Source organism: Rossellomorea marisflavi (genome assembly GCF_022170785.1).
Taxonomy (GTDB): domain Bacteria; phylum Bacillota; class Bacilli; order Bacillales; family Bacillaceae_B; genus Rossellomorea; species Rossellomorea marisflavi_B.
This window is the reverse complement of record NZ_CP081870.1, coordinates 2914459-2936876: the sequence shown is the minus strand read 5'-3', so window position 1 is coordinate 2936876 and position 22418 is coordinate 2914459. Positions and strand designations below refer to the sequence as shown.

Genomic DNA, 22418 nt, shown 5'->3' with positions numbered 1-22418 from the left:
TATCATATTCCAAAATACCCATATATGAGATAGACTAGGATTATATTGGAATCGGATGAATCTTTTTACTTACTTATAGAGGAGTTGTGAGGAAAGTGGCTTATCTATTTATCTGCATCACCGCCATCATACTGATCCCCATCCTGTATGTGGTTCCCATGGGATTATCACTGAAAGGGAAGCATCTTGTCGCTTCGAGTACCTTTCTCCTTTCCGTGGTCGGTGCGGCGGCTTCTGCCACCTATCCCCTTTGGATGATCCTGCTTATGCTGGCAGTGACCGTGTGCCTGATGGCCTATCTCATCGATCAGCGGGTATCAGGCTTGTTCAGGAGCTTAGTGCCGGCAGGAGATGGTGCCATGGCAGGGATATTGAACGATGTGAAAGAGCCGGATAAAACAGAACCTATCATACATAGTGTGAAGGAAGAAACGCGTGAGGAAACAGAAGCGGTTTCAGAGGTGGCTGCAACAGTCCAGGTTCAGCAGCCTTTGGAAGTGGAAGATGACGAAAGCGAATGGTTTGTGGAATCCGTGAATGAAGGGATGGATCCTGAAACTTCCGTGTTGGATGATGAACTTGAATTGGAAGAGGATGAGCTCATGCTGGGTTCATGGTTTGATAATGCCGAACCGGCTGAGGGATCGGAAGAAGTCCCTGAACTGATGTTCATCCAGCCCGTGGAGCCTCCCCTTCAAGACGTACAGGAAGACGATTCGATCGCTACGTATATGGACGAGCTCTTTGAAGAAGGAAACAGTGCGGATGGGCAGGAAGACGGTCAGCTGTCTGTATCGGTTCCAGAGCTCGAGGACCTTTCAAACGAGATGCTCGAAGAAGAGCCTCTGGTAATAGAAGAGGAGACGGGCGGTATTCTTGAAGAAGATAGAGTTGATGCCAGTCCGCAAGAGGAGGACCACCTCCTTCTCGAAGAAAGCCTCGAAGACAATCCCTCTCATGAAGAATGGGAGGATCTACAGGAGGAGCCGGTGTCCCGGTCGCGCATTGACGGGCCCATCATGAAGACGATGCTGGAGATTATCGCCTTATCAGAAACGTCCCTCCCGGAAGAAGCATTTCACGAGCTGGTGAGTTCCTATCTGCATCCGGCCCTCCATGACCGTGATTATTACACGTTTGCCAAGATCTTGATTGATCATTATCTTGCGCACGCTCAGTTTGAGAAGTGTTCGACCTTTGTCACCGGGATCGAAGACCGCTTCCATTCCTATGGATACCTGTCGGAAGAACTTAGCCATATAAAGCAATATGCCCAAAATCAAATGAACTAGAATAGGAGAATATCAATGAAAAAGAGTACTGAAATCCAATCCCTACCCATCATCAACATTTCGGACGGCAGTGAAATCGGGAAGGTCCGCTCCCTTGTTGTCAACCCTGAGAAAGGATCAGTCGATTTCCTGACAGTGGAGCATGAAGACTGGCAGATCAGCGTAAGGGCGATCCCGTTCAAAAAGGTCGTGGGGATCGGTGAATACGCCGTCACAGTGGAACATGAGAATGCCGTCATCGACCTGAATGAAATCCCCATTGCCAACTCCCTTGTGAACAAAAAGATCCGGGTGACAGATGCCCGCCTCATGACGAGGAAGGGACAGATGATCGGTGAAATCGTCGAGTTCCATGTGGACGATGAGAGCGGCGCGATCCGGACCCTCGAAGTGAAAAGTAAGAGTGACACGTACTATCTGGACTCCCCTCATGTGCTGACGTGGGGAAAGGATATCGTCATCGTGAAAGAGGATGCTGCCGAGTACTTCCGGGAAACCCTCGTAGAAGTGGAAGTGGAAGTGAAAGACATTTCGACGCCGCAGGAAGTCGTTGTCATGCAGGAACCGGTTGTCATGCAGGAAGCAGCTGCCACGCAGGCTGACGGGCTGAAGGACATCGAAAACAGGCAAATGGAACTTCTCGTCGGAAGACAGACGGCAGATGATATATTCAGTCTCGAAGGGGAACTGCTCATACCGAAGGGTGCGGAGCTGACCCGGACGAACATCCAATCGGTCAAGGAAGCGGGTCCATCCGTCTTTGTTGAATTGACCATGAACATCAGATAAGGGGGCGCATCAGATGAAAAATCGGCGCCTGATCCAATTATTGGCACCTATGTTCATCATGACCGTTTTATACGTCGGTGTATCGCAGCTCGGTGTTTTCCTTTATGAAAAAATAACCTCGGTTTCGTTCATACAAAACGCAGAGGCAGCATCGGTGGACCTGTCGGGGAAAACAAGGAAGCAGGCCGTAAAGCTTCTTGAAACGAAGGTCGAGTCGTGGAAGGGGGAGCAGGAAATCATGCTCTCATTCGATGGCCGGGACGTCCTTCTGGATTCCGATGCCATCGCATTCCATTTCAAAGAATCTGTCGGGGCACTGAAGGAACAGGGGAATTCTCCATTAATCGTTTCCGTCGATGAAGCCGGGTTGAAAGGCTTCATCGAAGAACAATTCCCAGGATATCACCTGGATCAGTTCCCGGGACTTCAGAAAGAAATCATGGCTGCCACGTCCATGCTGAAGGTGGAGGGAACGATCGATCTGGATGAGTACTTCGAAGGGGAAGAAAATGTCTTCTACGCAGGGGAGCTCGATAAGGTCGATGTCACTCCGGGGCTTTCAGCGTTCGTTGACGCCAATCCTGTGATCGATATCCCTGCGAATGCACGATTTTCGTTCCTGGAGTTTCTCGATTCAAATGGTTCTTCAGTGAGTTCTCCCGACGATCTCGGTCCGGTCGCTTCCTTGCTGTACGAGCTGATTTTGCACACAGACCTGGCGATTGCCGAGCGCAATATCTCCACAGTTCTTCCGCCTTATGCAACCCTCGGTCTTGAAGCGAGGGTGAATCCTGTCACAGGACAGGATCTCGTATTCATGAATGCACGTGATTCAGCTTATACGGTGACCTTCTCCCTCCATGACAATACGTTGAAGGCACAGATTTCCGGCATGGCGAGCCCGTATGAATACAAGGTGAGGACGACCGGGAAGAAGGAATATCCTCCGCGCGTCGTGAAGCAGTTCAGCGCCTTCATCCCCCAGGGGGTCCTTGCGACCACACAGGAAGGCAAGAAGGGACGGCTGATCACCGTCTACCGGGATAAGTATTCTTCCGACGGAGATGTGATCGATGAAGAGCGAGTCAGTGAAGATTTTTACGCACCGACAAATCGCGTGGAAATCTGGCCGCTTAACACCGCTGAAACGGATGTAACCCTATCGGACGAGGTATCCGTCCAGGATCAGGAAAATGAAGATGGAAGCAGTGAAACGGACAGTGAAGGAAGCACGGAAGCCATCCGGGAAGATTCCCCCGAGATTGAAGGGGATACAGACGCCGCTTCCGGTGAGGAAGAAAGCACAATGGATGAGCAGCAATCAACAGACGATAACAAAAATGGAACAACGGATAAGAAGCATTCATCCGATGTGAAAACCGCCCCGAAAAAGAAAAAGGAAGAAAAGTGAAGGAGGGTAATCCATGACGACAACCCGGAAAAGGCTTGGGGATCTCCTGGTCGAAGCGGGGATCATCTCTGAAGAGCAGCTTCAGGAAACGCTTGCCGACAAAGTGAAGGGTCAGAAGACGGGAGATGCCCTCCTACAGAAAGGCTTCATCACGGAGCAGCAGCTCATCGAAGTGCTGGAGTTTCAGCTCGGTATTCCCCACGTCAGCCTGTATCGCTATCCGTTCGAGGCGAACCTGTTTCACCTGATCCCGAAGGAGACGGCCAAAAGGACGCTGATGATTCCGCTCAAGACAGAGGGGGACCGCCTGTTTGTGGCCATGAATGACCCCCTTGATTTCTACGCCATTGAAGATTTGCGATTAGCGACAGGTTTTAAAATCGAGCCGGCGATCGCGACGAAGGATGATATCCTCAAGGTCATCAATAAATATTATGACCTTGAAGAAGGGTTCGAAGAGCTTTTCCGTGAGGAGCAGGTGCAGGTCGATGAGCCGTCCGTGACCGATGCGGAGTCGCCCATCGTGCGCCTGGTGAATCAGATCCTCTCCAATGCGGTGACGCAAAAGGCGAGTGATATCCATATTGATCCACAGGAAACCAAGGTGGCGATCCGCTTCAGGGTCGACGGCATCCTCCGGACAGAGCGGAATCTTCCCAAGCATATGCAGAGCATGCTCCTTGCCCGCTTGAAGATCATGGCCAACCTCGATATCACGGAGTTCAGGGTTCCACAAGACGGCAGGATGAAGGCGAATGTCGATGTCCACCCAATCGATCTCAGGGTTTCCACCCTCCCGACCGTTTATGGTGAGAAAATCGTCCTTCGACTCCTTGATCTCGGCTCGCAGCTCAATGACCTACAAAAGCTCGGCTTCAATAAAGTGAATCACCAGCGGTTCATGAATCTGATCAAACAGCCTACGGGCATCGTCCTCATCACGGGGCCGACTGGGTCGGGGAAATCATCGACCCTCTATGCGGCACTCAATCATCTTAACAGTGAAGAAGTGAACATCATCACCGTGGAAGATCCCGTCGAGTACCAGCTTGAAGGTATCAATCAGATATCTGTGAACCATCAGGTCGGCCTGACGTTCGCGAAGGGGCTCAGGGCGATCCTACGCCAGGATCCCAATGTGATCATGGTAGGGGAAATCCGTGACAAAGAAACGGTCGAAGTATCGATCCGCGCATCCCTCACGGGGCATCTCGTCCTGAGCACCCTTCATACGAATGATTCGATCTCCACCATCACCCGTCTTCTCGACATGGGGGTGGAGCCGTTCCTTGTCGCGTCTTCCCTGAGCGGAGTCGTCGCACAGCGGTTGATCCGCAGAGTCTGCCGGGACTGCAAGGAGGTCGTACCGGCCACTGCCCGAGAAATCGGGATCTTCGCCAAAAGGGGTATGAAGATCGAGACCATCACCCGTGGAACCGGATGCTCCTCCTGTAATATGACGGGGTACAAGGGGAGGATCGCGATCCATGAAATTCTCATGATGAATGAAGAAATGAAGAAAGTCATCCTGAACGACGAGCCGATTTCGAAACTGCGGGAGCTCGCCGTACGCAACAAAACCATATTCCTTGTGGATGATGGACTTTTGAAGGTGAAACAGGGATTGACGACAACGGAAGAAGTGTTACGAGTTTCAATAGCAGAGTAGGTGAAAACATGAAAGATAAAATAGATGCGCTCCTCAGAAGCGCGTATGAACTCGGGGCCTCGGACATCCACCTGACCGTCGGGGCGCCGCCGGTATTCCGCATCCACGGGGACCTGAAACGGTACGGGAAGGATGCCCTCTCCCCGGAAACGACCGAGGGGATGGCCAAAGCCTTGATCGCCCCGCCCATGTATACGAGCTTTGAAGAAGCAGGCGAACTTGATTTCTCATATGGCATCCCAGGTGTATCCCGGTTCAGGATCAATGCTTTCCGGCAGCGCTCCTGCGTGTCCCTGGCCATCCGGGTGATTCCGACATCGATTCCGACAATGGAGGACCTGTTCCTTCCCCATGCGCTGAAAGGGATCGCCGGAAGGCCCCAGGGCCTCTTCCTCGTGACGGGACCGACGGGCAGCGGGAAATCGACGACCCTAGCTTCCATCATCGATCATATGAACAGGACGATGAGGAAGCATATCATCACCCTGGAGGACCCCATCGAGTATCTTCACCGCCACGGCAGTTCCATCATCGATCAGCGGGAGGTCGGATTTGATACGGGTTCTTTTTCCAGAGGATTGAGGAGCGCTCTGAGGCAGGACCCCGACATCATCCTTGTGGGGGAAATGAGGGACCTTGAAACGATCCATACGGCCATCACGGCTGCGGAGACGGGTCACCTCGTGCTGGCGACCCTTCATACCTCCAGTGCGCCGGCAACCATCGAGCGCATCGTGGACGTGTTCCCGCCTGAGCAACAGGCACAGATCCGCGTCCAGCTTGCGTCCGTCCTGACGGGCATCCTTTCGCAGCGCCTGTTCCCGACCGTGGACCGGAAAGGCCGCCGAGCTGCGACGGAGCTTCTGTTGAATAATGCGGCAGTGGCCAACCTCATCCGTTCGGAGAAAGTGCATCAAATCCAAAACGTCATGCAGACGTCGCGGGCTTCGGGCATGCATCTTATGAGCGACAGCGTCCAGGGACTGTACGAGGCGGGGATCGTCTCCAAGGAAATGGCGCTGCCCTATATCCGGGAGGGGGCGTAGATGGCGAGGTTCAAATATACGGGCCGCGACCGCTCGGGTCCTAAGAACGGTGTCGTCACGGCGTCAAACAAGCGGGAGGCCCTCCTGCAGCTGAAAAAGCTCGAGGTGAGGGTGATCGGGATCGACGAGCTCCCGGAGACTCTCCTGACCAAGGATCTGGCCATCGGGAATCCGGTCAAGCTTCGCCACCTCCTCATCTTCCTGCGGCAATTCGCCACCTTGCTCCAGGCGGGAGTGACCGTCGTGGATGCGACCCACATCCTTTCGCGCCAGACGGAGAGCAAGCCACTGTCAAGGGCACTGGGTGAGGTGGAAGAGAACCTCAGGGGAGGACATCCCCTCTCAGAAGCCCTCGGGAAGCATGGGAGGATCTTTGAGCCCCTCCTCATCAATATGGTGAGGGCGGGGGAGGCGTCGGGGAGCCTCGATGAAACTCTTGACGGACTGGCCACGCACTACGAGAAACAGCATGCCACGAGACAGAAGATCGTATCGGCCCTTACCTATCCGGCCGTCGTCGCCGTCCTTGCCCTCGGTGTCGTCATCTATCTCCTGACCTCCGTCGTCCCGACCTTTGTCGACATGTTCATCGACTTCGGGGGAGAGCTGCCGGCCATCACCAAATTTGTCATCTCCGCCAGCGAATTCATGCAGCGGTTCTGGTACATCCTGATCGGTCTCATATTCCTTCTTATCCTGGGTATTGCCCTGTTGAGAAAGAATAAGGAAACGAAGTACCATCTCGACTACGTGATCCTCAGGCTGCCCATATTCGGGAAGATGCTCCAAAAAGCCGTCCTTGCCAGGATGACACGGACCCTGAGCTCCCTATTCTCAAGCTCGGTCCCCATACTCCAGGCGCTGTCGATCGTGGAGCGGGTCGTCGAGAATGAAGTGGTGGCAAAGGTCATCTCGCAATCGAGGAGGGCATTGGAAGAAGGGTCATCCCTTACAGAGCCCATGAAGGCCCACTGGGCATTCCCTCCCCTCGTCACGCAGATGATTGCCATCGGTGAAGAGACAGGGGCCCTCGATACGATGCTTGATAAGGTCGCCGACTTCTATGAAAAAGAAGTCGAAAGTGCCACGGACCGCCTTAAATCCTTGATTGAACCCCTCATGATCGTCGTACTGGCCGGAGTGGTCGGGACTATTGTCATAGCGATCATGGTTCCGATGTTTGAAATCTTCAACAGTGTGCAAAACTATTAAAAAATACCTATTAAAATGTAAAAATATATAATTTTATGAAAATTAATGTTGTATAATAGTCCTAGATTGTCCGACTGGCAATCCAGAAAATATCAGGAGGAATTCCCATGTTAAAGAAATTGCGTCAACGTTTGAAAAATGAGCGCGGCCTCACCCTTATCGAGCTTCTAGCCGTAGTCGTCATCCTCGGCATCATCGCGGCCATCGCGATCCCGAGCATCGGCGGATTGATCGACAACTCGAAGAAAGATGCCCATGTGGCGAATGCGAAGCAGATGGTGAGTTCGGCGAAGTTGGCTGTTGCTGCGGATGAATCATTGAGACCGGTAGCAGGGACGCCAAAAACAGTAACACTCAAACAATTAGAAGATGGCGGATATATTGATACATTAAAAGATCCTGATGGGGACAGTACAGATGCTAATGGCTATAAAAGGGCAACTTCACTAGTTGAAATTACTGCTCCCGCAGCAAATTCAGGAAGTACTGAAAAATTCACTTACAAAGTTACTTTAAAAGGATCAAAGAGATCAATTAATGATAAAGCACTAGATGAAGTAAAGCGTAGTGCTGTAGAGTAACAAGCCATGATCATCCTTCTATTCCTATACGGCCTCATCCTAGGTTCCTTCTACAACGTGGTCGGTCTCAGGGTGCCGTTGAAAACGTCCATCGTCACTCCAGGGTCATCATGCCCCTCCTGCGGCCACCGGCTGACGGCCAGGGAATTGATTCCCGTTCTATCGTATCTCATTCAAAGGGGGAAGTGCTCTCAATGCAAAGAGGGCATTTCTCCGCTTTATCCGTTAATGGAATTTGCGACGGGCGCGCTCTTTGCCTTTGCGTATTACCTATACGGTTGGCAGCCGGAGCTGCTTGTCACCCTCACCCTTGTTTCCCTATTCATGATTATTACGGTCAGTGATCTCGCGTATATGCTCATCCCCGATAGAATCCTCGTATTTTTTGCCCTGATGTTCATACTGGAACGTTTGTTCATTCCCCTTGATCTGTGGTGGGACAGCCTTCTTGGAGCTGCGGCCGGTTTTGCCCTCCTGCTGGTCATCGCTGTCATCAGCAGGGGAGGGATGGGCGGTGGAGATATCAAGCTCTTTGCCGTCATCGGATTTGTCCTCGGCGCCAAAGGGATGCTCCTCGCCTTTTTCCTGGCCACCTTGTTCGGGGCGGTATTCGGGATCATCGGCCTTGCCGCAGGCTTTTATAAGAGGGGCAAACCCATCGCATTCGGTCCGTACATCGTCGTCGGCACACTGGTGAGCGTGTTTTATGGCCGCCAGGTACTGCTTTGGTATTCGTCTTTATTCATCTAAAAGGGGTCATCGCCATGCTATCCAATCTGTTCGTGAAGAAGAAAAATAGAATTTCCCTTGTCATCAGCAACGACTGGGTGCGCTATGCAGAGGTTAAAAGCACGTCCCCCCTCTATATCCAACGGCACGGGGAGAAGCGCCTTCCCGAGGGAACCATTTCAAACGGGAAGATCCTTGAGCCGGCAATCCTGCGCTCGTTCATGGAGCAGTGCGTGGAGGAGTGGGGAATTGCAAGGCAGCACGTCCAGTTCCTCGTTCCGAACACCCAGATGATCGTCAGGCGTGTGATGATCCCGGCCGATGTACAGGATGATGAGGTGGAAAGCCATTTGTTCATGGAGCTCGGGACCAGTATTCATCTCCCGTTCGAACATCCCCTTTACGACGCCGTTGTCGCGGGGATGAAGGACGGGAAGAAGGAAGTGATTCTCATTGCAGCAGAGGAGAAGACGGTCCTCGACTATCAGGATCTTCTTGAACTCTCTTCCCTCAAGCCGGTGGCAGCGGATATTTCCCCCCTTGCCCTGTACCGCTATCTTCATTTGCTTCAGCTGACCGATGGGAACGACCATGAGATGGTCCTTTTCTTCCATGAAGGGTCCATCGCGGTTTCCGTCTTCCATCGCCATCAACCCGTGTTTTTCAGGAATATTTCCCTAAGTGGGAATAGTGATGTGATGGATCCCATCCAGTCGGATGAAATCTTGAAGGAAGTGGAAAAGGTGATCAGCTTCTACCGATACACCCTCCACGATGACGGGACGATGATCACGAAGCTGTTCGTAGGAGGAGAGCATATCCTCTCTGAATCCTATCAGACGATGCTTGCCGACCGGTTGGAAGTCCCATCAAGGTACATCGCGAGTGAAGCGAAATCTGCCCATACGGGTGAGCCCGTACCTGCGCGGTTCCTGCTTCCGGTCGGTTTGGGACTGAAAGAGGTGCGATGATGCTTGTAGATATCAATCTATTACCTCATGATGAACGAAAACAGAGTTCCTGGCTGAAGGCGGTCATCGCCATCGCCGCCTTGGGGCTGATCTTCATCCTCACTTTTGTGATCCTCGGAATCTATCAGGGGAGAGCAGTGGATACTTTGGCGTCCCAGCTGTCACAGGAACAGAAGCTCCGCGCCCAGAAGGAAGAAAAGATCGCAGAGCTGGAATCGTTGGACACGTGGACCAATCTCGATGCGGCCGTCAAATGGGCGGAGGGGTACCCCATGCCCATGCTTCCGGTCCTTGGCGAAGTGGTCGATGCCCTTCCTGAAAGGGGCTTTCTCGAGGAATTCACCTATACCGGGGCAGGTGCACTGGAGCTTGGCATCCAGTTCGATTCGAGCCGGGAGGCGGCCTATTATCTTGAACGCATTTCCTCAACCGAGCTCGTGAGCGATGTGAAGCTCCTTGGAGTGGAGACGGAGGCACTCGAAGAGGGGGAGGACGCTGATGCCAGGGTTCTTCCCCGGTATCTGGCACGGTACGCCCTGACCTTGGACCGTGAAGCCGTCAAGGGGACAGCGGATGAAGAGGAGGCGGGAGAATGAAGCTGACACGGAAGGATTGGAGCATCATCTCCCTCGCATTTGTATTCTTTGCCCTCCTCGTCTGGGTGGTTTATTGGTTCTTTTATCTTCCCGTTCGCGAGGAAAAAGACAGGCTCACCACCGAGATCTCCAATGAAGAAAAGCTTACCGGCGTCCTGGATGAGCGGCTGACAGCCATGAAGGGAGGTTCATTGGAGACGACCGCTGCCCTGCAGAGGGTGGTTCCGGTCAAACCTATGACGGATCAGCTCCTCATCGATCTCGAGAAAGCCGAGGTCGTTTCTGGAGGCTTGATCACCAAGATGGACTTCACGGAATCACCCATGGCGGCTGCAGCAGAAGGAGAGGCGGTGGAAACACCGGCGGGACTTCAGAAGCTCACCGCCGTCCTCACCCTCGAGGCCGATGATTACTTCATGATCGAGGGCTTCATCGAAGAATTGGAGCGTACGCAGAGGATTTTAGAAATCGAGGAAATCTCGCTGGAAGGTCCCGAGGAATTGAAAAATATGAATGATGAAACGGAAAAAATCGAGTATGGAGTCACCTTCTCGACATTTTTCCTTCCTGAGGCCGAAACAACAGAAGGGGATGGGAAAGCGACAGATTCCCCTCCTTCCGCCCATAAGAATGATCCGTTCCAGAAGTTCCCGGATTCGACTGAAGGAGAGTAAGTTGGCAGAAACGGGGGAAACCCTCCGTAAATTGGCGAAAACCTCTTAGAACAAGACGACAAAAGTCTTGTTCTTTTTTTATTTGGATATGATAGCATGGAAAAAACTAGATGAGGGAGGGCGGTGATGATGGCGAAAAAGTCCAAGGTTTCGATTAAAATCAATGGTGAAAAAAAGACGTTCGACGAAGATCTTCCTGTGCATGACTGGAAGGGGGCTGAAGAGGAAATCGCCTCCGCAGAGGAAAAAGTGGACGACAAGGACTTTGAATGGGTGCTTCCGGAAGGTGATTTCCAGCCGCCGAAGGAGTATAAAAAGATCAACTATGTGTCTGGTAAGAATAAAAAACGAAAATCCTTCCGCAACCCTTTCCAGGATTCGATCAATCTCCTCATGTCCCTTATAGGGGCGATCGTCGTCGGGGCCGTCCTGGGGTTCGGTACGCTGAAGGTGATCACGGCAACGGAAAGCGACGCGGCTCCGGCCGCCCTTCAGGAAAAACCCGTCGCCCAGGAGGAAACCACCGCTTCCAAAGTGGCAGCAGTCGAAGTGGACGGGCTCAAAACGTCCATTCTCCAAGGAGGAGTATTCTCCAAAGAGGAGGCTTTGGTTTCCATGAAGGAAACCCTGGCGACAAAAGGGATCCCGGGTGCTCAGATCGAGAAGGACGGGCAGTGGATCCTCATCCTCGGGGTATCTGATGATCTTACGAGCGCGCGTGCCCTCGGTGAAGAGGTGAAAAAACTCGGGGTCGATGTATACGCAAAGGATTTTGAACTGTCGGCAAAAGGCATCAATGCAACAAAGGGAGAGCAGTCGTTCCTTGAAAAAGGAGGAAGTCTGTTCCAAGAACTTACCAAGGCAAGCAGCGCTGCTGTCGTTTCAGGTAAGATGGAGGCCGGTTCTGTGAAGGCGATCGAAACGGCTGCCAAGGAAGTGGAAGGGATCAAGGTGGAGCAGGAGGGCTTTGTTAGCATGAAGAAGTCGCTGCAGGAAGCTTCTGCCAAAGCAGCGGCGATTTCTTCGGCGGAGGATGCCCGGGAGGTCCAGGGGGAACTGCTGAAATATGTTGAACAGTATGGTGGCCTCTGACCGTTCGACGCGTTGAGACTATTTTCTAGGAAATAATCGGGCATTTCCCCTTGGAGATGCCCTTTTTCGTGCTTGTGAAGGGGGAGTCGTTTTGGTAGTATAAATCTTGTATCTCCCAAACTGTCACTGAAAGGAATTGGTATGTGTGTCAAGCCTCATTCTTGCTTCTCAATCTCCCCGACGAAAAGAACTCCTCAAGCAGATCCAACTCTCATTCACCACCCTTAGCCCGCAAGTAGAAGAAACGTTTGAAGAAGGCATGTTGCCCGGTGATGTGGTCATGTACCTCGCTGATATCAAGGCTGCAGCCGTATCGGGTGAACACCCGGATTCCTTTGTGATCGGCTCCGATACCGTCGTCACCAAAGACGGGAAGATCCTTGGGAAACCGAAGGACGAAGACGATGCGCGTGCCATGCTGACGGAGCTGTCCGGCTCCACGCATGACGTCTATACAGGTGTGTCCATCCACCACGGCCGTGAAGTAAACCGTTTTTATGAAAGAACCACCGTCACATTCTGGGAGCTGTCCCCAAGTGAGATCGACGGATACATCGCTTCCGGTGAACCCTTCGACAAAGCCGGGGCCTACGGGATCCAGGGGATCGGCGCCAAGTTTGTCAAAGGGATCGAAGGGGATTATTATGCCGTCGTTGGCCTCCCTGTCTCGAGGGTGAACAGGACCCTAGCGGAAATGGGCTATCGAGCTTGAGGGCGTCTCCTTACTAGAAGGAGGAAACCATGGTCAAAGTTGAATCAACCCCATCACTCATGATCCGTGATTACCCGCAGGATGAGCGCCCGAGGGAGCGGCTCATCCAAAGCGGACCCGCAAGCCTCTCCAATCAGGAAATCATTGCGATCCTCCTTAGGACGGGGACGAAATCTGAATCCGTCCTCCAGGTATCGAACCGCCTCCTTACTTCATTCGAAGGCCTCAACCTATTGAAAGATGCCTCCCTTGAAGAAATCACGTCCATTAATGGAATCGGCCTTGCCAAAGCCGTCCAGCTCATGGCCGCCGTCGAACTCGGTCGGCGCATCAGCAACCTTGGATTCGATGATCGCTACAGCATCCGATCCCCGGAGGACGGTGCAAACTATGTGATGAACGACATGCGATTCCTCTCTCAGGAACACTTCGTTTGCCTCTACCTCAATACCAAGAATCAGGTCCTCCACAAGCAGACCATCTTCATCGGCAGCCTGAATGCCTCCATCGTACACCCCCGGGAAGTCTTCAAGGAAGCCTTCCGCCGCTCAGCTGCATCCATCATATGCGTCCACAATCACCCTTCTGGAGACCCCACCCCCAGCAGGGAAGATATCGAGGTCACCAAGCGACTGGTGGAATGTGGCCGCATCATCGGTATAGACGTCCTCGATCACCTCATCATCGGCGAGAAAAAATTCATCAGTTTAAAGGAAAAAGGGTATTTATGACACTAGGATTTTTCCTCCAGTTGCGGTATAATAAAGCTTATGATTTTTGCAAACAATGTAAGCATGTTTCTTAAACGTAACGGATGAGGAATCAAGAGTCATTCACACCAGAATGAGTCTTTTCGTTATGCATGAACGAATGAACCTTGTGAAAATTCAACGTGTAGAGAGTCGGACAGCTCTCTTTATAAAAAACACATACATGCCAATTGGAATCAGCAGTAGAAAGGGAGATACCAGAAATGTTTGGAACAAAGGATTTAGGAATCGATTTAGGAACCGCCAACACACTCGTCTATGTAAAAGGAAAAGGAATTGTTGTGAGGGAGCCGTCCGTAGTGGCCCTTCAAACCGATTCAAAACAGATCGTTGCCGTCGGGAATGACGCGAAGAACATGATAGGACGTACACCTGGTAACGTCGTGGCCCTACGCCCCATGAAGGACGGTGTCATCGCCGATTACGAAACGACTGCCACCATGATGAAATATTATATCAAACAAGCGAACAAGAATAAGAGTGCGTTCTCCCGTAAGCCTTATGTGATGGTGTGTGTCCCTTCAGGCATCACCGGAGTGGAAGAGCGTGCGGTCATCGATGCGACGCGTCAAGCGGGCGCAAGGGATGCCTATACGATTGAAGAACCTTTTGCTGCCGCCATCGGTGCCAACCTGCCTGTATGGGAACCGACCGGAAGCATGGTCGTCGATATCGGTGGAGGTACGACGGAAGTGGCCATCATTTCCCTCGGTGGTATCGTGACGAGCCAGTCGATCCGCGTGGCCGGGGATGAAATGGATGATGCAATCATCAACTACATCCGCAAAACGTACAACCTCATGATCGGGGACCGTACAGCTGAAACGATCAAAGTGGAAGTGGGCTCTGCCGGCGCAACGGACGGTGTCGAAACCATGGAAATCCGCGGTCGTGACCTTTTGACTGGACTGCCGAAAACGCTTGAGATCTCTGCTGAAGAAATTGGTGCGGCGCTGCGTGATACGGTCTATACGATCGTCGATGCCGTGAAGAGCACGCTGGAAAAAACGCCTCCTGAGCTTGCGGCCGACATCATGGACCGTGGGATCGTCCTCACCGGTGGGGGAGCCCTTCTCCGCAATCTAGACAAGGTCATCAGCGAAGAAACGAAAATGCCTGTATTGATCGCCGAAGAACCACTCGACTGCGTGGCCATCGGAACGGGTAAAGCCCTTGATCACATCCATTTGTTCAAAGGGAACAATAAATAAGTTTGTCTTGAAGAGGGGACGTTCTCCAATGGGTTGCTGCCATTGGACCGGCCCCATCTTTTTTATTTCGAACAGCGAATATTTTGGTGAATAATATCAATCCCTAGCGAAATTTGGTATAGTTAAATAGAATTTGATAATGATTGAGGTGTACGTCATGCCACAATTCTTCCTGAATAAACGATTGATCATCTTATTGGTGAGCGTCATCGTTTTAGTCGGGCTGATCGGGTTTTCCCTCCGTGAGCGGGACAACATCAGCTGGCCGGAGCAGTTTGGTAAAGATATGGTAGGATTCGGACAGTCGCTGGTTTCAAAACCTGTGAATTATGTCGGCGGAGTATTCGAAAACCTGAAGGATCTGCAAAATACATACAAAGAAAACGAAAAACTGAAAACGCGTCTGGATGAGCTCGTGAAGCTTGAAACGCAGGTGAGGGACCTGAAGCAGGATAACGATGAGCTGAGGGACGTCCTTGATAAGAAAGAGAGTCTGACAGATTATAATCCAATTCAGGCGACAGTCATCGCCCGAAATCCGGATCGCTGGCAGGAACTCCTGACCATCGACAAAGGGGAAGTGAACGGAATTAAATCCGATATGGCCGTTATCTCCTCGAAGGGACTCATCGGAAAAGTGAAAAGCGTCAATAAGTTTTCATCCACAATCGAGTTGATCTCCACCAACAATACGAAAAACCGCATCTCCACCATCATTCAAGGGGAGAAGCAGGATGTGAACGGATGGATCGAAGGCTATGATGTGGAGAAGAAGCAGATTCTCATTAAAAAGATCGTCAATGATGTGAAGGTTGAGAAAGGATCCAAGGTCATTACATCCGGTCTCGGAGGCGTGTTCCCGAAAGGGCTTGTCGTCGGCGAGGTTACAGACGTGCAGCCGGATCAGTATGGATTGACCCAGACGGCTTACGTGAAGCCGTCGGCGGACTTCTATCATCTCGAGCACGTCATGGTCATCGACCGTGACATGCCGCCTCCTGAAGAAGATGACGATGCCGAGGGTGACGCGCAATGATCGGGCGCTTCATCCTCCCTCTCATCACCCTGTTGGTGTTTTATGGTGAGAGCCTTTTCGTTCATCTCTTCCAGACGGAATCATGGTTCGGGGACAAGGTAATGGTTCCCCATTTCCTTGTCATCACCCTGATCTTGATCTGTGCCTTTTACCGGTACCGAACGGCCTTATTGTTCGGGTTCATCTTCGGATTCTTTTTTGATATCTATTACACGGAGATCAACGGAATCTATTTGATCCTGTTCCCGTTCATGGTTGTCCTGACCCAGCAGATGATGAAGATGCTACACAACAACATCATTGTCCTGGGGATGATTGCCGTGGTGAATCTATCGATCTTGGAAGTCATCGTCTACTATATTTATGTGATACTCAATCGGACGAATCTGACGTTCATGGAGTTTGTCGACTGGAGATTGTGGCCGACCCTGGTTCTGAACATTGTCTTCTATTTGATCGTATCGATCCCATTCAAACATTATTTATTATCCAGAAGAAAAGCTTGGTTGGGCGAATAAAGTCTGCCAGGCTTTCTCTTCCATAGGGGTCTGTTCCTCCTGCCATCCTTCAGCGGCCGGCAGGGGCGAAATTGTTTCAAATCTGTACCTTCCAAAAAGGAATCAGCACTGCTTATGTCGAATTATATGACGACTGAGGTGAAAAATGACGCCATGAACATGAATAAAAGGCCCAATGTTGTGATTAAAGGAACGAAAGAGGGGCTGACCCTCCATTTGAACGATCAATGCTCGTTTCACGATCTGAAGGCAGAACTTGCCGAAAAGTTGTCTGCCCATCATCGTGAAACCGAAGGCCATACGCTGGCCGTGCATATCCAGACGGGGAACCGCTACGTGACCGATGAGCAATCCGAAGAACTTAAGGACATCGTCAGGCAAAAGCGGAACCTTGTGGTCAACGGACTCTCCAGCAATGTCATGACAAAGGATGAAGCGGAGAGACTCGTGGATGAACGGAATATCGAGACCATGACCGGTGTTGTGCGATCGGGTCAGGTGATTGAAGTATCCGGGGATATCCTTGTCGTCGGTGATGTCAATCCTGGCGGTAAGATCCACGCCGGCGGGAATATATACGTATTGGGCACACTTAAAGGCATTGCCCATGCCGGCATCAACGGCAGGAAAGATGCCGTGATCGTCGCATCGAGGATGCTCCCTTCCCAGCTCCGGATCGCAGATGCCCTGAACCGGGCGCCGGACCGGATGGAGGAAGATGAAGAGCATGACATGGAGTGTGCATTCGTGGATGCCGAGGGTCAGATCGTCGTCGATCGACTGCAGGTATTGAGGCATCTTCGACCAAATATTACGAGTTTCAAAGGAGGACGCTAATGTGGGTGAAGCCATAGTTGTTACTTCAGGAAAAGGCGGAGTGGGCAAGACGACTACTTCTGCCAATGTTGGTACAGCATTAGCTCTACAAGGCAAAAAAGTATGTTTGATCGATACCGATATCGGCCTCAGGAACCTTGATGTGGTCATGGGCCTTGAAAATCGGATCATCTATGATCTGGTGGACGTGGTGGAAGGCCGCTGCAAAGTCCATCAGGCACTTGTGAAGGACAAGCGCTTTGAGGATAAACTGTATCTTCTCCCTGCTGCCCAGACAAGCGATAAATCGGCTGTCAATCCGGAACAGATGAAGAAATTGATCCAGGATCTGAAGCAGGACTATGATTACATCATCATCGACTGCCCTGCCGGAATCGAACAGGGATACAAAAACGCCGTGGCCGGTGCCGATCGTGCCATCGTCGTCACAACGCCGGAAATCTCTGCGGTCCGGGATGCCGACCGTATCATCGGGCTTCTTGAACAGGAGGAAATCGAGCCTCCGAAGCTTGTGATCAACCGGATCCGGAACCATATGATGAAAAGCGGGGAAATGCTCGACGTGAATGAAATCACGACCCATCTTTCCATCGATTTGATCGGAATCGTAGCCGATGACGAGAACGTGATCCGGTCTTCGAATAAAGGAGAACCCATCGCCCTCGATTCGACGAGCAAAGCATCCATCTCCTATCGGAATATCGCAAGGAGGATCCTTGGTGAGTCCGTACCCCTTCAATCCCTTGAAGAGGAAAAACCGGGTGTCTTTACGAAAATCAAACGATTATTCGGCGTAAAAGCCTGACCAAACCCGTGCATGAGTGCACGGGTTTTTCTATGCGCTTTTGTGCCTCCCCGGTCATAATCATTTAGGACAAGTCATACATTGAAAGCAAGACAAGGTGCAGGGGAATCCCCGTGCAGCCAAAGAAAAGGATGGATGATGATGGGCAATCGAGCCGATGAAATCAGGAAGCGCATCGCCAGACGAAAAAAAATGAACGACGGGGCGTCCCGGGAGTACCCCATCGTCCCGTTGGTGGGGGATGAAGAAAAATACGGGATCGGTCAATCCTCATTCGAAGGGGGACCGCCATCCGATGGCCATCCCCTTTTCAAAAAGGAAACCTTTTTGTTGAAGGTGCTTGCTTCCGGGATCCTGGTCCTCTTGACAGCGATCATGTTCAAAAGCCCGAGCCCTGCCTTTGAAGAGGCGAGGACCATGGTGCATAAGACGATGGAAAACGACTTTCAATTCGCTGCGGTCTCTACGTGGTACGAGGATCAGTTCGGAAAACCCCTGGCACTGCTTCCGGATACGGGGAAACAGGAGGCGAAGGAGGAAACGGCGATTTCCATGCCTGCCACGGGCAAGGTGGTGGAGAATTTCAAAACGAACGGTCAAGGGATTATGCTTGAGACAGGTCTCGGAGAAGAGGTTGGGGCCATGAAGGGGGGACTCGTTATCTTCGCAGGGAAAAAGGATGACCTCGGCAACACGGTCGTCATCCAGCATGCAGACAAATCGGAGTCATGGTACGGGCATCTTGAGGCCATTGACGTGAAGCAGTATGAAAAGGTGGAAAAAGGTGGAGCGGTCGGAAAGGTATCAGCAGCGGAGGACGATGCATCGGGAGAATTTTATTTCGCCATCAAGATGGGGGAGGAATTCGTCGATCCGGTCCAGGTGATCTCCTTTGACTAATCTTTTAGCCATGCTTCGGAAATTCTATATCCACCCCCTCCTTTGGGTCGTCATCGCCGTGGCCGTCATGACGGCCCATTTTACGGAGATGATCATGCTCCTTGGCATCATCATCATCCACGAGCTCGGTCATGCCTGTACGGCCCACTATTTTTCGTGGAGGGTCAGAAGGATCGCCCTTCTGCCCTTTGGTGGTGTGGCAGAAGTAGATGAACATGGGAACCGGTCACTCGATGAGGAATTCTGGGTCGTGGCAGCTGGTCCCCTCCAGCATGTGTGGATGATCGGTGCTGGGTGGGTGCTCGCCAACCTTGATATCATCGCTCCCGGTACATTCCTGTTATTCCTGCATCTGAATCTTGCCGTCCTCCTCTTCAATCTCTTGCCGATCTGGCCCCTTGACGGAGGGAAGCTCGTTTCCCTTCTCATGGCCATGAAATGGAACTACCTGAAGGCGTACGAATACACGCTCCTCCTGTCGTTCGCGCTTCTCCTGTGCTTTCATGCCTTCGTCCTGCTGACTTCACCGGCGAACCTGAACCTTTGGGTGATCCTCACCTTCCTCTACTTCTCCTTATGGAAAGATTGGAAGCAAAGGCGGTACGTGTTCATGAAATTCCTGATGGAGCGTTACTATGGTGATCATCGTCAGTTCTTGGAGCTGAAGCCCCTTCCCGTCGATAGCGAATCTTCGGTCCTTGAGGTCGTGGAACGCTTCCACAGGGGAGTCAAGCACCCCCTTGTCGTCATGAAGGATGGCCAGGAGGTGGGGAAGCTTGATGAGAACGAACTCCTCCACGCATTCTTTGCCGACAAAATGACATCGGCCAAAACAAAGGATCTTCTCTATCTTTATTGACTGTGTACGGTGGAGAAGGGTAAAGTAAGGACATATGCCGGGAAGGGGCTGCCCCTTCCCGATTCTTTATGATAAGGGGGTATCAGCGTTGGACGAAATCATCATCCAGGCGAAAACGAGGGAAAAGCGCTGGGTATCCAGATCAGGCGGAGCCGTCAGTGGGCTGCGCGTGTATCGACCGGTCGGTGACACTTTGACCGGGAATCTCTATATCGGCAGGGTCGTTCGGATCCACAAAGGGCTGGATGCCGCGTTTGTCGATATCGGTGAAGGCAAAAACGGCTATCTGCATGCAAAGGACTGTCCTGATAATGTCAGAGCCTTCCATGGAGGGGATGAAGCGCTGCCCATCAATCAAGCCGTGCATGAAGGGGAAAAGCTCCTGGTGCAGGTCACGAAAGATCCAACGGGGACAAAAGGAGCCAAGCTCAGCGCTGTCATCGAGCTGAAGGGGGAATACCTCGTCTATATGCCGCAAGGGGTCTACGTGGCGGCCTCAAAGAAGCTGGATGAGAAAGAACGCAGTCATGTCAAAGCCGTGGCACACCGCTGGAAGCTCCCAGAAGAAGGGGTCGTGCTCAGGACAAGCAGTGCGGGTATTCCCGAAGAGGACATCAAGGAAGAGATTGTCCGCCTGAGGGGAAAGGCAGAGGACCTTAGGAAGCGTGCGCTTAAAGGAAAAGCCCCGTTTCTCCTTGAGAATCAGGATGCTTTGAAGGACGATCTCAAGGAACAGATGAAAAAAGGAGAAGGTCGGATCCTCGTGGATGATTATAACTTCTCCAATGAGCTTCAGAGCCTTGCAGCCCATCATGAAGGATGGAGTGTGGAGTTCGATCAGGGACGTGACGATATTTTCAGCAGGCACGGAGTCGACAGTGCGTGGGACAGGGCATTGAAGAAAGTGGTCTGGTTGAAGAACGGTGCCTATCTCGTGATTGAAACCACCGAGGCAATGACGGTGGTGGATGTGAACTCCGGGAAATTCACGGGGCGCGCAACCATGGAACAGACAACCCTCGAAACCAATCTCCTAGCAGCGGAAGAAACCGCCCATCAGCTCGCCTTGAGGAATATCGGCGGGATGATCCTCATCGATTTCATCGGTATGAAGACGGAGGGCGACCGTCAGCAGGTAGAGGATGCGTTCCGGACGGCCCTCGGCGCCGACCGCCAGCGGACGACGGTGGAGGGCTTCACGAAGCTCGGGATCCTGGAGGTGACGAGGAAACGTGCTCGTCAGGCGCTGGAGGAGTATCTGACAGAGCCGTGTCATGCATGCGGGGGAACCGGACGCACTGAAAGTCCCGATAGCCTCGCCTTCAGACTTGAACGTGAGATTTGGGACATGGATCATCCTGCCTGCGTGTCGGTTGAAGGGACCCCTGACGTGCGGGCGGCATTTTCCGGACCTGGTGATCGTCATATCGACCGGCTTGAGGCCCGTCTTGGGGTGAAGGTGGACTGGCTGGAGACCCAGGCAGTGAATCCATTCTATCGAATCACAAAGATCCAGTGATTTTCACTCATTGTGTTGACATCCATCACGGAAATATGATAGGATTCTACTGTTATTGATTGTAGCACCCGTGCTACAACCGCTCATAACAGGTCTTGAAGTACGGGCAACCGTCACCTGTGATTGGCGAGTCTGAGTCTATTAAGGAGGTGCGATTATGTACGCAATTATCGAAACAGGTGGTAAGCAAATCCGTGTAACGGAAGGTCAAGAGATCTTCATCGAAAAGCTAAGCGCTGAGCAAGGTGATACGGTAACGTTTGACAAAGTTCTTTTCGTTGGTGGCGACGATGTGAAAGTAGGAAGCCCATTGGTGGCTGGTGCTACTGTAACAGCAAAGGTTGAAAAACAAGGCCGCGCGAAGAAGCTTGTAGTATTCAAATACAAAGCGAAAAAGAACTACCGTCGTAAGCAAGGTCACCGTCAACCTTACACTAAAGTTGTCATCGACACAATCAAAGCGTAAGGCGTGATCCCATGATCAACGTTAAGGTAGAGAAAGCCAAGGGAAGGATCCGTTCTTTCTCCATGGATGGTCATGCGAATTTCGATGAGCATGGTCAGGATATTGTTTGTGCCGGAGCTTCTGCCGTTTCATTCGGAAGCGTCAATGCCATCATGGCGTTGACGGGGATTGAACCTCACATCGAGCAAAACGATGGGGGACATTTCGTCTGTGTCATCCCTGATGACCTGCCGGAAGAGACTGACAGGAACGTCCAGCTGCTATTAGATGGCATGGTGGTAAGCCTGCAGACGATTGAAACTACTTACAGTGATTTTATTAAAATAACCTTCAAAAAGTAGGAGGTGGAACAGATGTTAAGATTAGATCTTCAATTTTTCGCGTCTAAGAAAGGGGTAGGTTCGACTAAAAACGGTCGTGACTCTATCTCAAAGCGTCTTGGTGCTAAGCGTGCAGACGGTCAAATGGTAAGTGGTGGATCAATCCTATACCGTCAACGCGGTACTAAGATTTATCCAGGACTAAACGTAGGCCGTGGTGGTGACGATACACTTTTCGCTAAAACTGACGGTGTTGTTCGTTTCGAACGCATGGGACGTGACAAGAAAAAAGTGAGCGTATACCCTGTTGCGAATGAAGCTTAATCGCATATCTTTAACGAAAACTCTAACCGACTTTCGGTTAGAGTTTTATTTATGTGCGGGGAAGTGAAATTTCATAAAC

25 protein-coding genes and 1 other annotated feature are annotated in these 22418 nt (G+C 51.7%); all 25 genes read left to right on the top strand.

Translation table 11 applies throughout. The features are described from left to right. The first annotated feature begins 95 nt into the window (after positions 1 to 95). The 25 genes from K6T23_RS15420 (at position 96) to rpmA (ending at position 22339) form a co-directional block, all read left to right on the top strand. Positions 96 to 1292, top strand: a complete 1197-nt coding sequence (locus tag K6T23_RS15420) for a hypothetical protein (RefSeq protein ID WP_238281643.1) — start codon at positions 96 to 98, stop codon at positions 1290 to 1292. A 15-nt stretch (positions 1293 to 1307) separates the two neighbouring features. Further along, positions 1308 to 2081 carry a PRC-barrel domain-containing protein gene (locus tag K6T23_RS15415; protein ID WP_238281641.1) on the top strand — a complete coding sequence of 258 codons (774 nt, stop codon included), beginning with the start codon at positions 1308 to 1310 and terminating at the stop codon, positions 2079 to 2081. Between the two features lie 13 nt (positions 2082 to 2094). After that, positions 2095 to 3492, top strand: coding sequence for a VanW family protein (locus K6T23_RS15410; RefSeq protein ID WP_238281639.1), 1398 nt, complete (start codon positions 2095 to 2097; stop codon positions 3490 to 3492). A gap of 13 nt (positions 3493 to 3505) precedes the next feature. After that, positions 3506 to 5161: a GspE/PulE family protein gene (locus K6T23_RS15405; protein ID WP_238281637.1), complete on the top strand. Its 1656-nt coding sequence runs from the start codon at positions 3506 to 3508 to the stop codon at positions 5159 to 5161. Positions 5162 to 5169: 8 nt separating this feature from the next. Beyond that, positions 5170 to 6207, top strand: a complete 1038-nt coding sequence (locus K6T23_RS15400; protein WP_238281635.1) for a type IV pilus twitching motility protein PilT — start codon at positions 5170 to 5172, stop codon at positions 6205 to 6207. Further along, entirely contained in the window at positions 6208 to 7419 is a 1212-nt protein-coding gene (locus tag K6T23_RS15395) for a type II secretion system F family protein (RefSeq protein ID WP_238281633.1), read from the top strand. A 107-nt stretch (positions 7420 to 7526) separates the two neighbouring features. Further along, positions 7527 to 8000: a prepilin-type N-terminal cleavage/methylation domain-containing protein gene (locus K6T23_RS15390; protein WP_238281631.1), complete on the top strand. Its 474-nt coding sequence runs from the start codon at positions 7527 to 7529 to the stop codon at positions 7998 to 8000. Positions 8001 to 8006: 6 nt separating this feature from the next. Beyond that, entirely contained in the window at positions 8007 to 8750 is a 744-nt protein-coding gene (locus K6T23_RS15385; protein WP_238281629.1) for a prepilin peptidase, read from the top strand. 14 nt (positions 8751 to 8764) lie between these two features. Next, the gene (gene pilM / locus K6T23_RS15380) at positions 8765 to 9700 is read left to right on the top strand and encodes a type IV pilus biogenesis protein PilM (RefSeq protein ID WP_238281627.1); all 936 of its coding nucleotides are present in this window, start codon (positions 8765 to 8767) and stop codon (positions 9698 to 9700) included. Next, complete coding sequence (locus K6T23_RS15375) at positions 9697 to 10296, top strand: PilN domain-containing protein (RefSeq protein WP_238281625.1); 600 nt, start codon at positions 9697 to 9699, stop codon at positions 10294 to 10296. Before pilM ends, K6T23_RS15375 begins: the two co-directional genes overlap by 4 nt. Then, positions 10293 to 10970, top strand: a complete 678-nt coding sequence (locus tag K6T23_RS15370; RefSeq protein ID WP_238281623.1) for a hypothetical protein — start codon at positions 10293 to 10295, stop codon at positions 10968 to 10970. The genes K6T23_RS15375 and K6T23_RS15370 overlap by 4 nt, the downstream gene beginning before the upstream one ends. 126 nt (positions 10971 to 11096) lie before the next feature. Next, positions 11097 to 12062, top strand: a complete 966-nt coding sequence (locus tag K6T23_RS15365; protein WP_238281621.1) for a hypothetical protein — start codon at positions 11097 to 11099, stop codon at positions 12060 to 12062. 145 nt (positions 12063 to 12207) lie between these two features. Continuing rightward, positions 12208 to 12774: a Maf family protein gene (locus tag K6T23_RS15360; RefSeq protein ID WP_238281619.1), complete on the top strand. Its 567-nt coding sequence runs from the start codon at positions 12208 to 12210 to the stop codon at positions 12772 to 12774. A 29-nt stretch (positions 12775 to 12803) separates the two neighbouring features. Next, the gene (gene radC, locus K6T23_RS15355; protein ID WP_053426435.1) at positions 12804 to 13505 is read left to right on the top strand and encodes a RadC family protein; all 702 of its coding nucleotides are present in this window, start codon (positions 12804 to 12806) and stop codon (positions 13503 to 13505) included. 242 nt (positions 13506 to 13747) lie between these two features. Then, positions 13748 to 14755, top strand: coding sequence for a rod shape-determining protein (locus K6T23_RS15350; RefSeq protein ID WP_053426436.1), 1008 nt, complete (start codon positions 13748 to 13750; stop codon positions 14753 to 14755). A gap of 157 nt (positions 14756 to 14912) precedes the next feature. Continuing rightward, positions 14913 to 15791 (top strand): rod shape-determining protein MreC, encoded by an 879-nt coding sequence (mreC, locus tag K6T23_RS15345; RefSeq protein WP_056535104.1) that lies wholly within the window; start codon positions 14913 to 14915, stop codon positions 15789 to 15791. Next, complete coding sequence (mreD, locus tag K6T23_RS15340) at positions 15788 to 16309, top strand: rod shape-determining protein MreD (protein WP_056535107.1); 522 nt, start codon at positions 15788 to 15790, stop codon at positions 16307 to 16309. Before mreC ends, mreD begins: the two co-directional genes overlap by 4 nt. A gap of 159 nt (positions 16310 to 16468) precedes the next feature. Then, on the top strand, positions 16469 to 17146 hold the full coding sequence (minC, locus tag K6T23_RS15335; RefSeq protein ID WP_273546624.1) for a septum site-determining protein MinC: 678 nt from the start codon (positions 16469 to 16471) through the stop codon (positions 17144 to 17146). Position 17147: 1 nt separating this feature from the next. Next, positions 17148 to 17951 carry a septum site-determining protein MinD gene (minD, locus tag K6T23_RS15330; RefSeq protein ID WP_056535109.1) on the top strand — a complete coding sequence of 268 codons (804 nt, stop codon included), beginning with the start codon at positions 17148 to 17150 and terminating at the stop codon, positions 17949 to 17951. 81 nt (positions 17952 to 18032) lie between these two features. Beyond that, positions 18033 to 18851, top strand: a complete 819-nt coding sequence (locus tag K6T23_RS15325; protein WP_337946913.1) for a peptidoglycan DD-metalloendopeptidase family protein — start codon at positions 18033 to 18035, stop codon at positions 18849 to 18851. Next, positions 18844 to 19710, top strand: a complete 867-nt coding sequence (locus K6T23_RS15320; RefSeq protein WP_236556571.1) for a M50 family metallopeptidase — start codon at positions 18844 to 18846, stop codon at positions 19708 to 19710. Before K6T23_RS15325 ends, K6T23_RS15320 begins: the two co-directional genes overlap by 8 nt. 88 nt (positions 19711 to 19798) lie before the next feature. Beyond that, on the top strand, positions 19799 to 21229 hold the full coding sequence (locus tag K6T23_RS15315) for an Rne/Rng family ribonuclease (RefSeq protein ID WP_238281615.1): 1431 nt from the start codon (positions 19799 to 19801) through the stop codon (positions 21227 to 21229). 67 nt (positions 21230 to 21296) lie between these two features. Next, positions 21297 to 21373: a sequence feature (ribosomal protein L21 leader region), on the top strand. A 13-nt stretch (positions 21374 to 21386) separates the two neighbouring features. Then, entirely contained in the window at positions 21387 to 21695 is a 309-nt protein-coding gene (rplU, locus tag K6T23_RS15310; protein ID WP_238281614.1) for a 50S ribosomal protein L21, read from the top strand. A gap of 11 nt (positions 21696 to 21706) precedes the next feature. Beyond that, complete coding sequence (locus tag K6T23_RS15305) at positions 21707 to 22036, top strand: ribosomal-processing cysteine protease Prp (RefSeq protein WP_056535115.1); 330 nt, start codon at positions 21707 to 21709, stop codon at positions 22034 to 22036. A 12-nt stretch (positions 22037 to 22048) separates the two neighbouring features. After that, on the top strand, positions 22049 to 22339 hold the full coding sequence (rpmA, locus tag K6T23_RS15300; RefSeq protein WP_034757227.1) for a 50S ribosomal protein L27: 291 nt from the start codon (positions 22049 to 22051) through the stop codon (positions 22337 to 22339). Positions 22340 to 22418 lie beyond the last annotated feature (79 nt).

Bases quoted from the DNA above. Each gene is read 5' to 3' on its own strand.
- rplU (WP_238281614.1), top strand. From the start codon at position 21,387: ATGTACGCAATTATCGAAACAGGTGGTAAGCAAATCCGTGTAACGGAA.
- K6T23_RS15410 (WP_238281639.1), top strand. From the start codon at position 2,095: ATGAAAAATCGGCGCCTGATCCAATTATTGGCACCTATGTTCATCATG.
- K6T23_RS15390 (WP_238281631.1), top strand. From the start codon at position 7,527: ATGTTAAAGAAATTGCGTCAACGTTTGAAAAATGAGCGCGGCCTCACC.
- mreC (WP_056535104.1), top strand. From the start codon at position 14,913: ATGCCACAATTCTTCCTGAATAAACGATTGATCATCTTATTGGTGAGC.
- mreD (WP_056535107.1), top strand. From the start codon at position 15,788: ATGATCGGGCGCTTCATCCTCCCTCTCATCACCCTGTTGGTGTTTTAT.
- K6T23_RS15305 (WP_056535115.1), top strand. From the start codon at position 21,707: ATGATCAACGTTAAGGTAGAGAAAGCCAAGGGAAGGATCCGTTCTTTC.
- K6T23_RS15395 (WP_238281633.1), top strand. From the start codon at position 6,208: ATGGCGAGGTTCAAATATACGGGCCGCGACCGCTCGGGTCCTAAGAAC.
- K6T23_RS15365 (WP_238281621.1), top strand. From the start codon at position 11,097: ATGATGGCGAAAAAGTCCAAGGTTTCGATTAAAATCAATGGTGAAAAA.
- radC (WP_053426435.1), top strand. From the start codon at position 12,804: ATGGTCAAAGTTGAATCAACCCCATCACTCATGATCCGTGATTACCCG.
- K6T23_RS15415 (WP_238281641.1), top strand. From the start codon at position 1,308: ATGAAAAAGAGTACTGAAATCCAATCCCTACCCATCATCAACATTTCG.
- K6T23_RS15400 (WP_238281635.1), top strand. From the start codon at position 5,170: ATGAAAGATAAAATAGATGCGCTCCTCAGAAGCGCGTATGAACTCGGG.
- rpmA (WP_034757227.1), top strand. From the start codon at position 22,049: ATGTTAAGATTAGATCTTCAATTTTTCGCGTCTAAGAAAGGGGTAGGT.
- pilM (WP_238281627.1), top strand. From the start codon at position 8,765: ATGCTATCCAATCTGTTCGTGAAGAAGAAAAATAGAATTTCCCTTGTC.
- minC (WP_273546624.1), top strand. From the start codon at position 16,469: ATGAATAAAAGGCCCAATGTTGTGATTAAAGGAACGAAAGAGGGGCTG.
- K6T23_RS15370 (WP_238281623.1), top strand. From the start codon at position 10,293: ATGAAGCTGACACGGAAGGATTGGAGCATCATCTCCCTCGCATTTGTA.
- K6T23_RS15385 (WP_238281629.1), top strand. From the start codon at position 8,007: ATGATCATCCTTCTATTCCTATACGGCCTCATCCTAGGTTCCTTCTAC.
- K6T23_RS15350 (WP_053426436.1), top strand. From the start codon at position 13,748: ATGTTTGGAACAAAGGATTTAGGAATCGATTTAGGAACCGCCAACACA.
- K6T23_RS15405 (WP_238281637.1), top strand. From the start codon at position 3,506: ATGACGACAACCCGGAAAAGGCTTGGGGATCTCCTGGTCGAAGCGGGG.
- K6T23_RS15375 (WP_238281625.1), top strand. From the start codon at position 9,697: ATGATGCTTGTAGATATCAATCTATTACCTCATGATGAACGAAAACAG.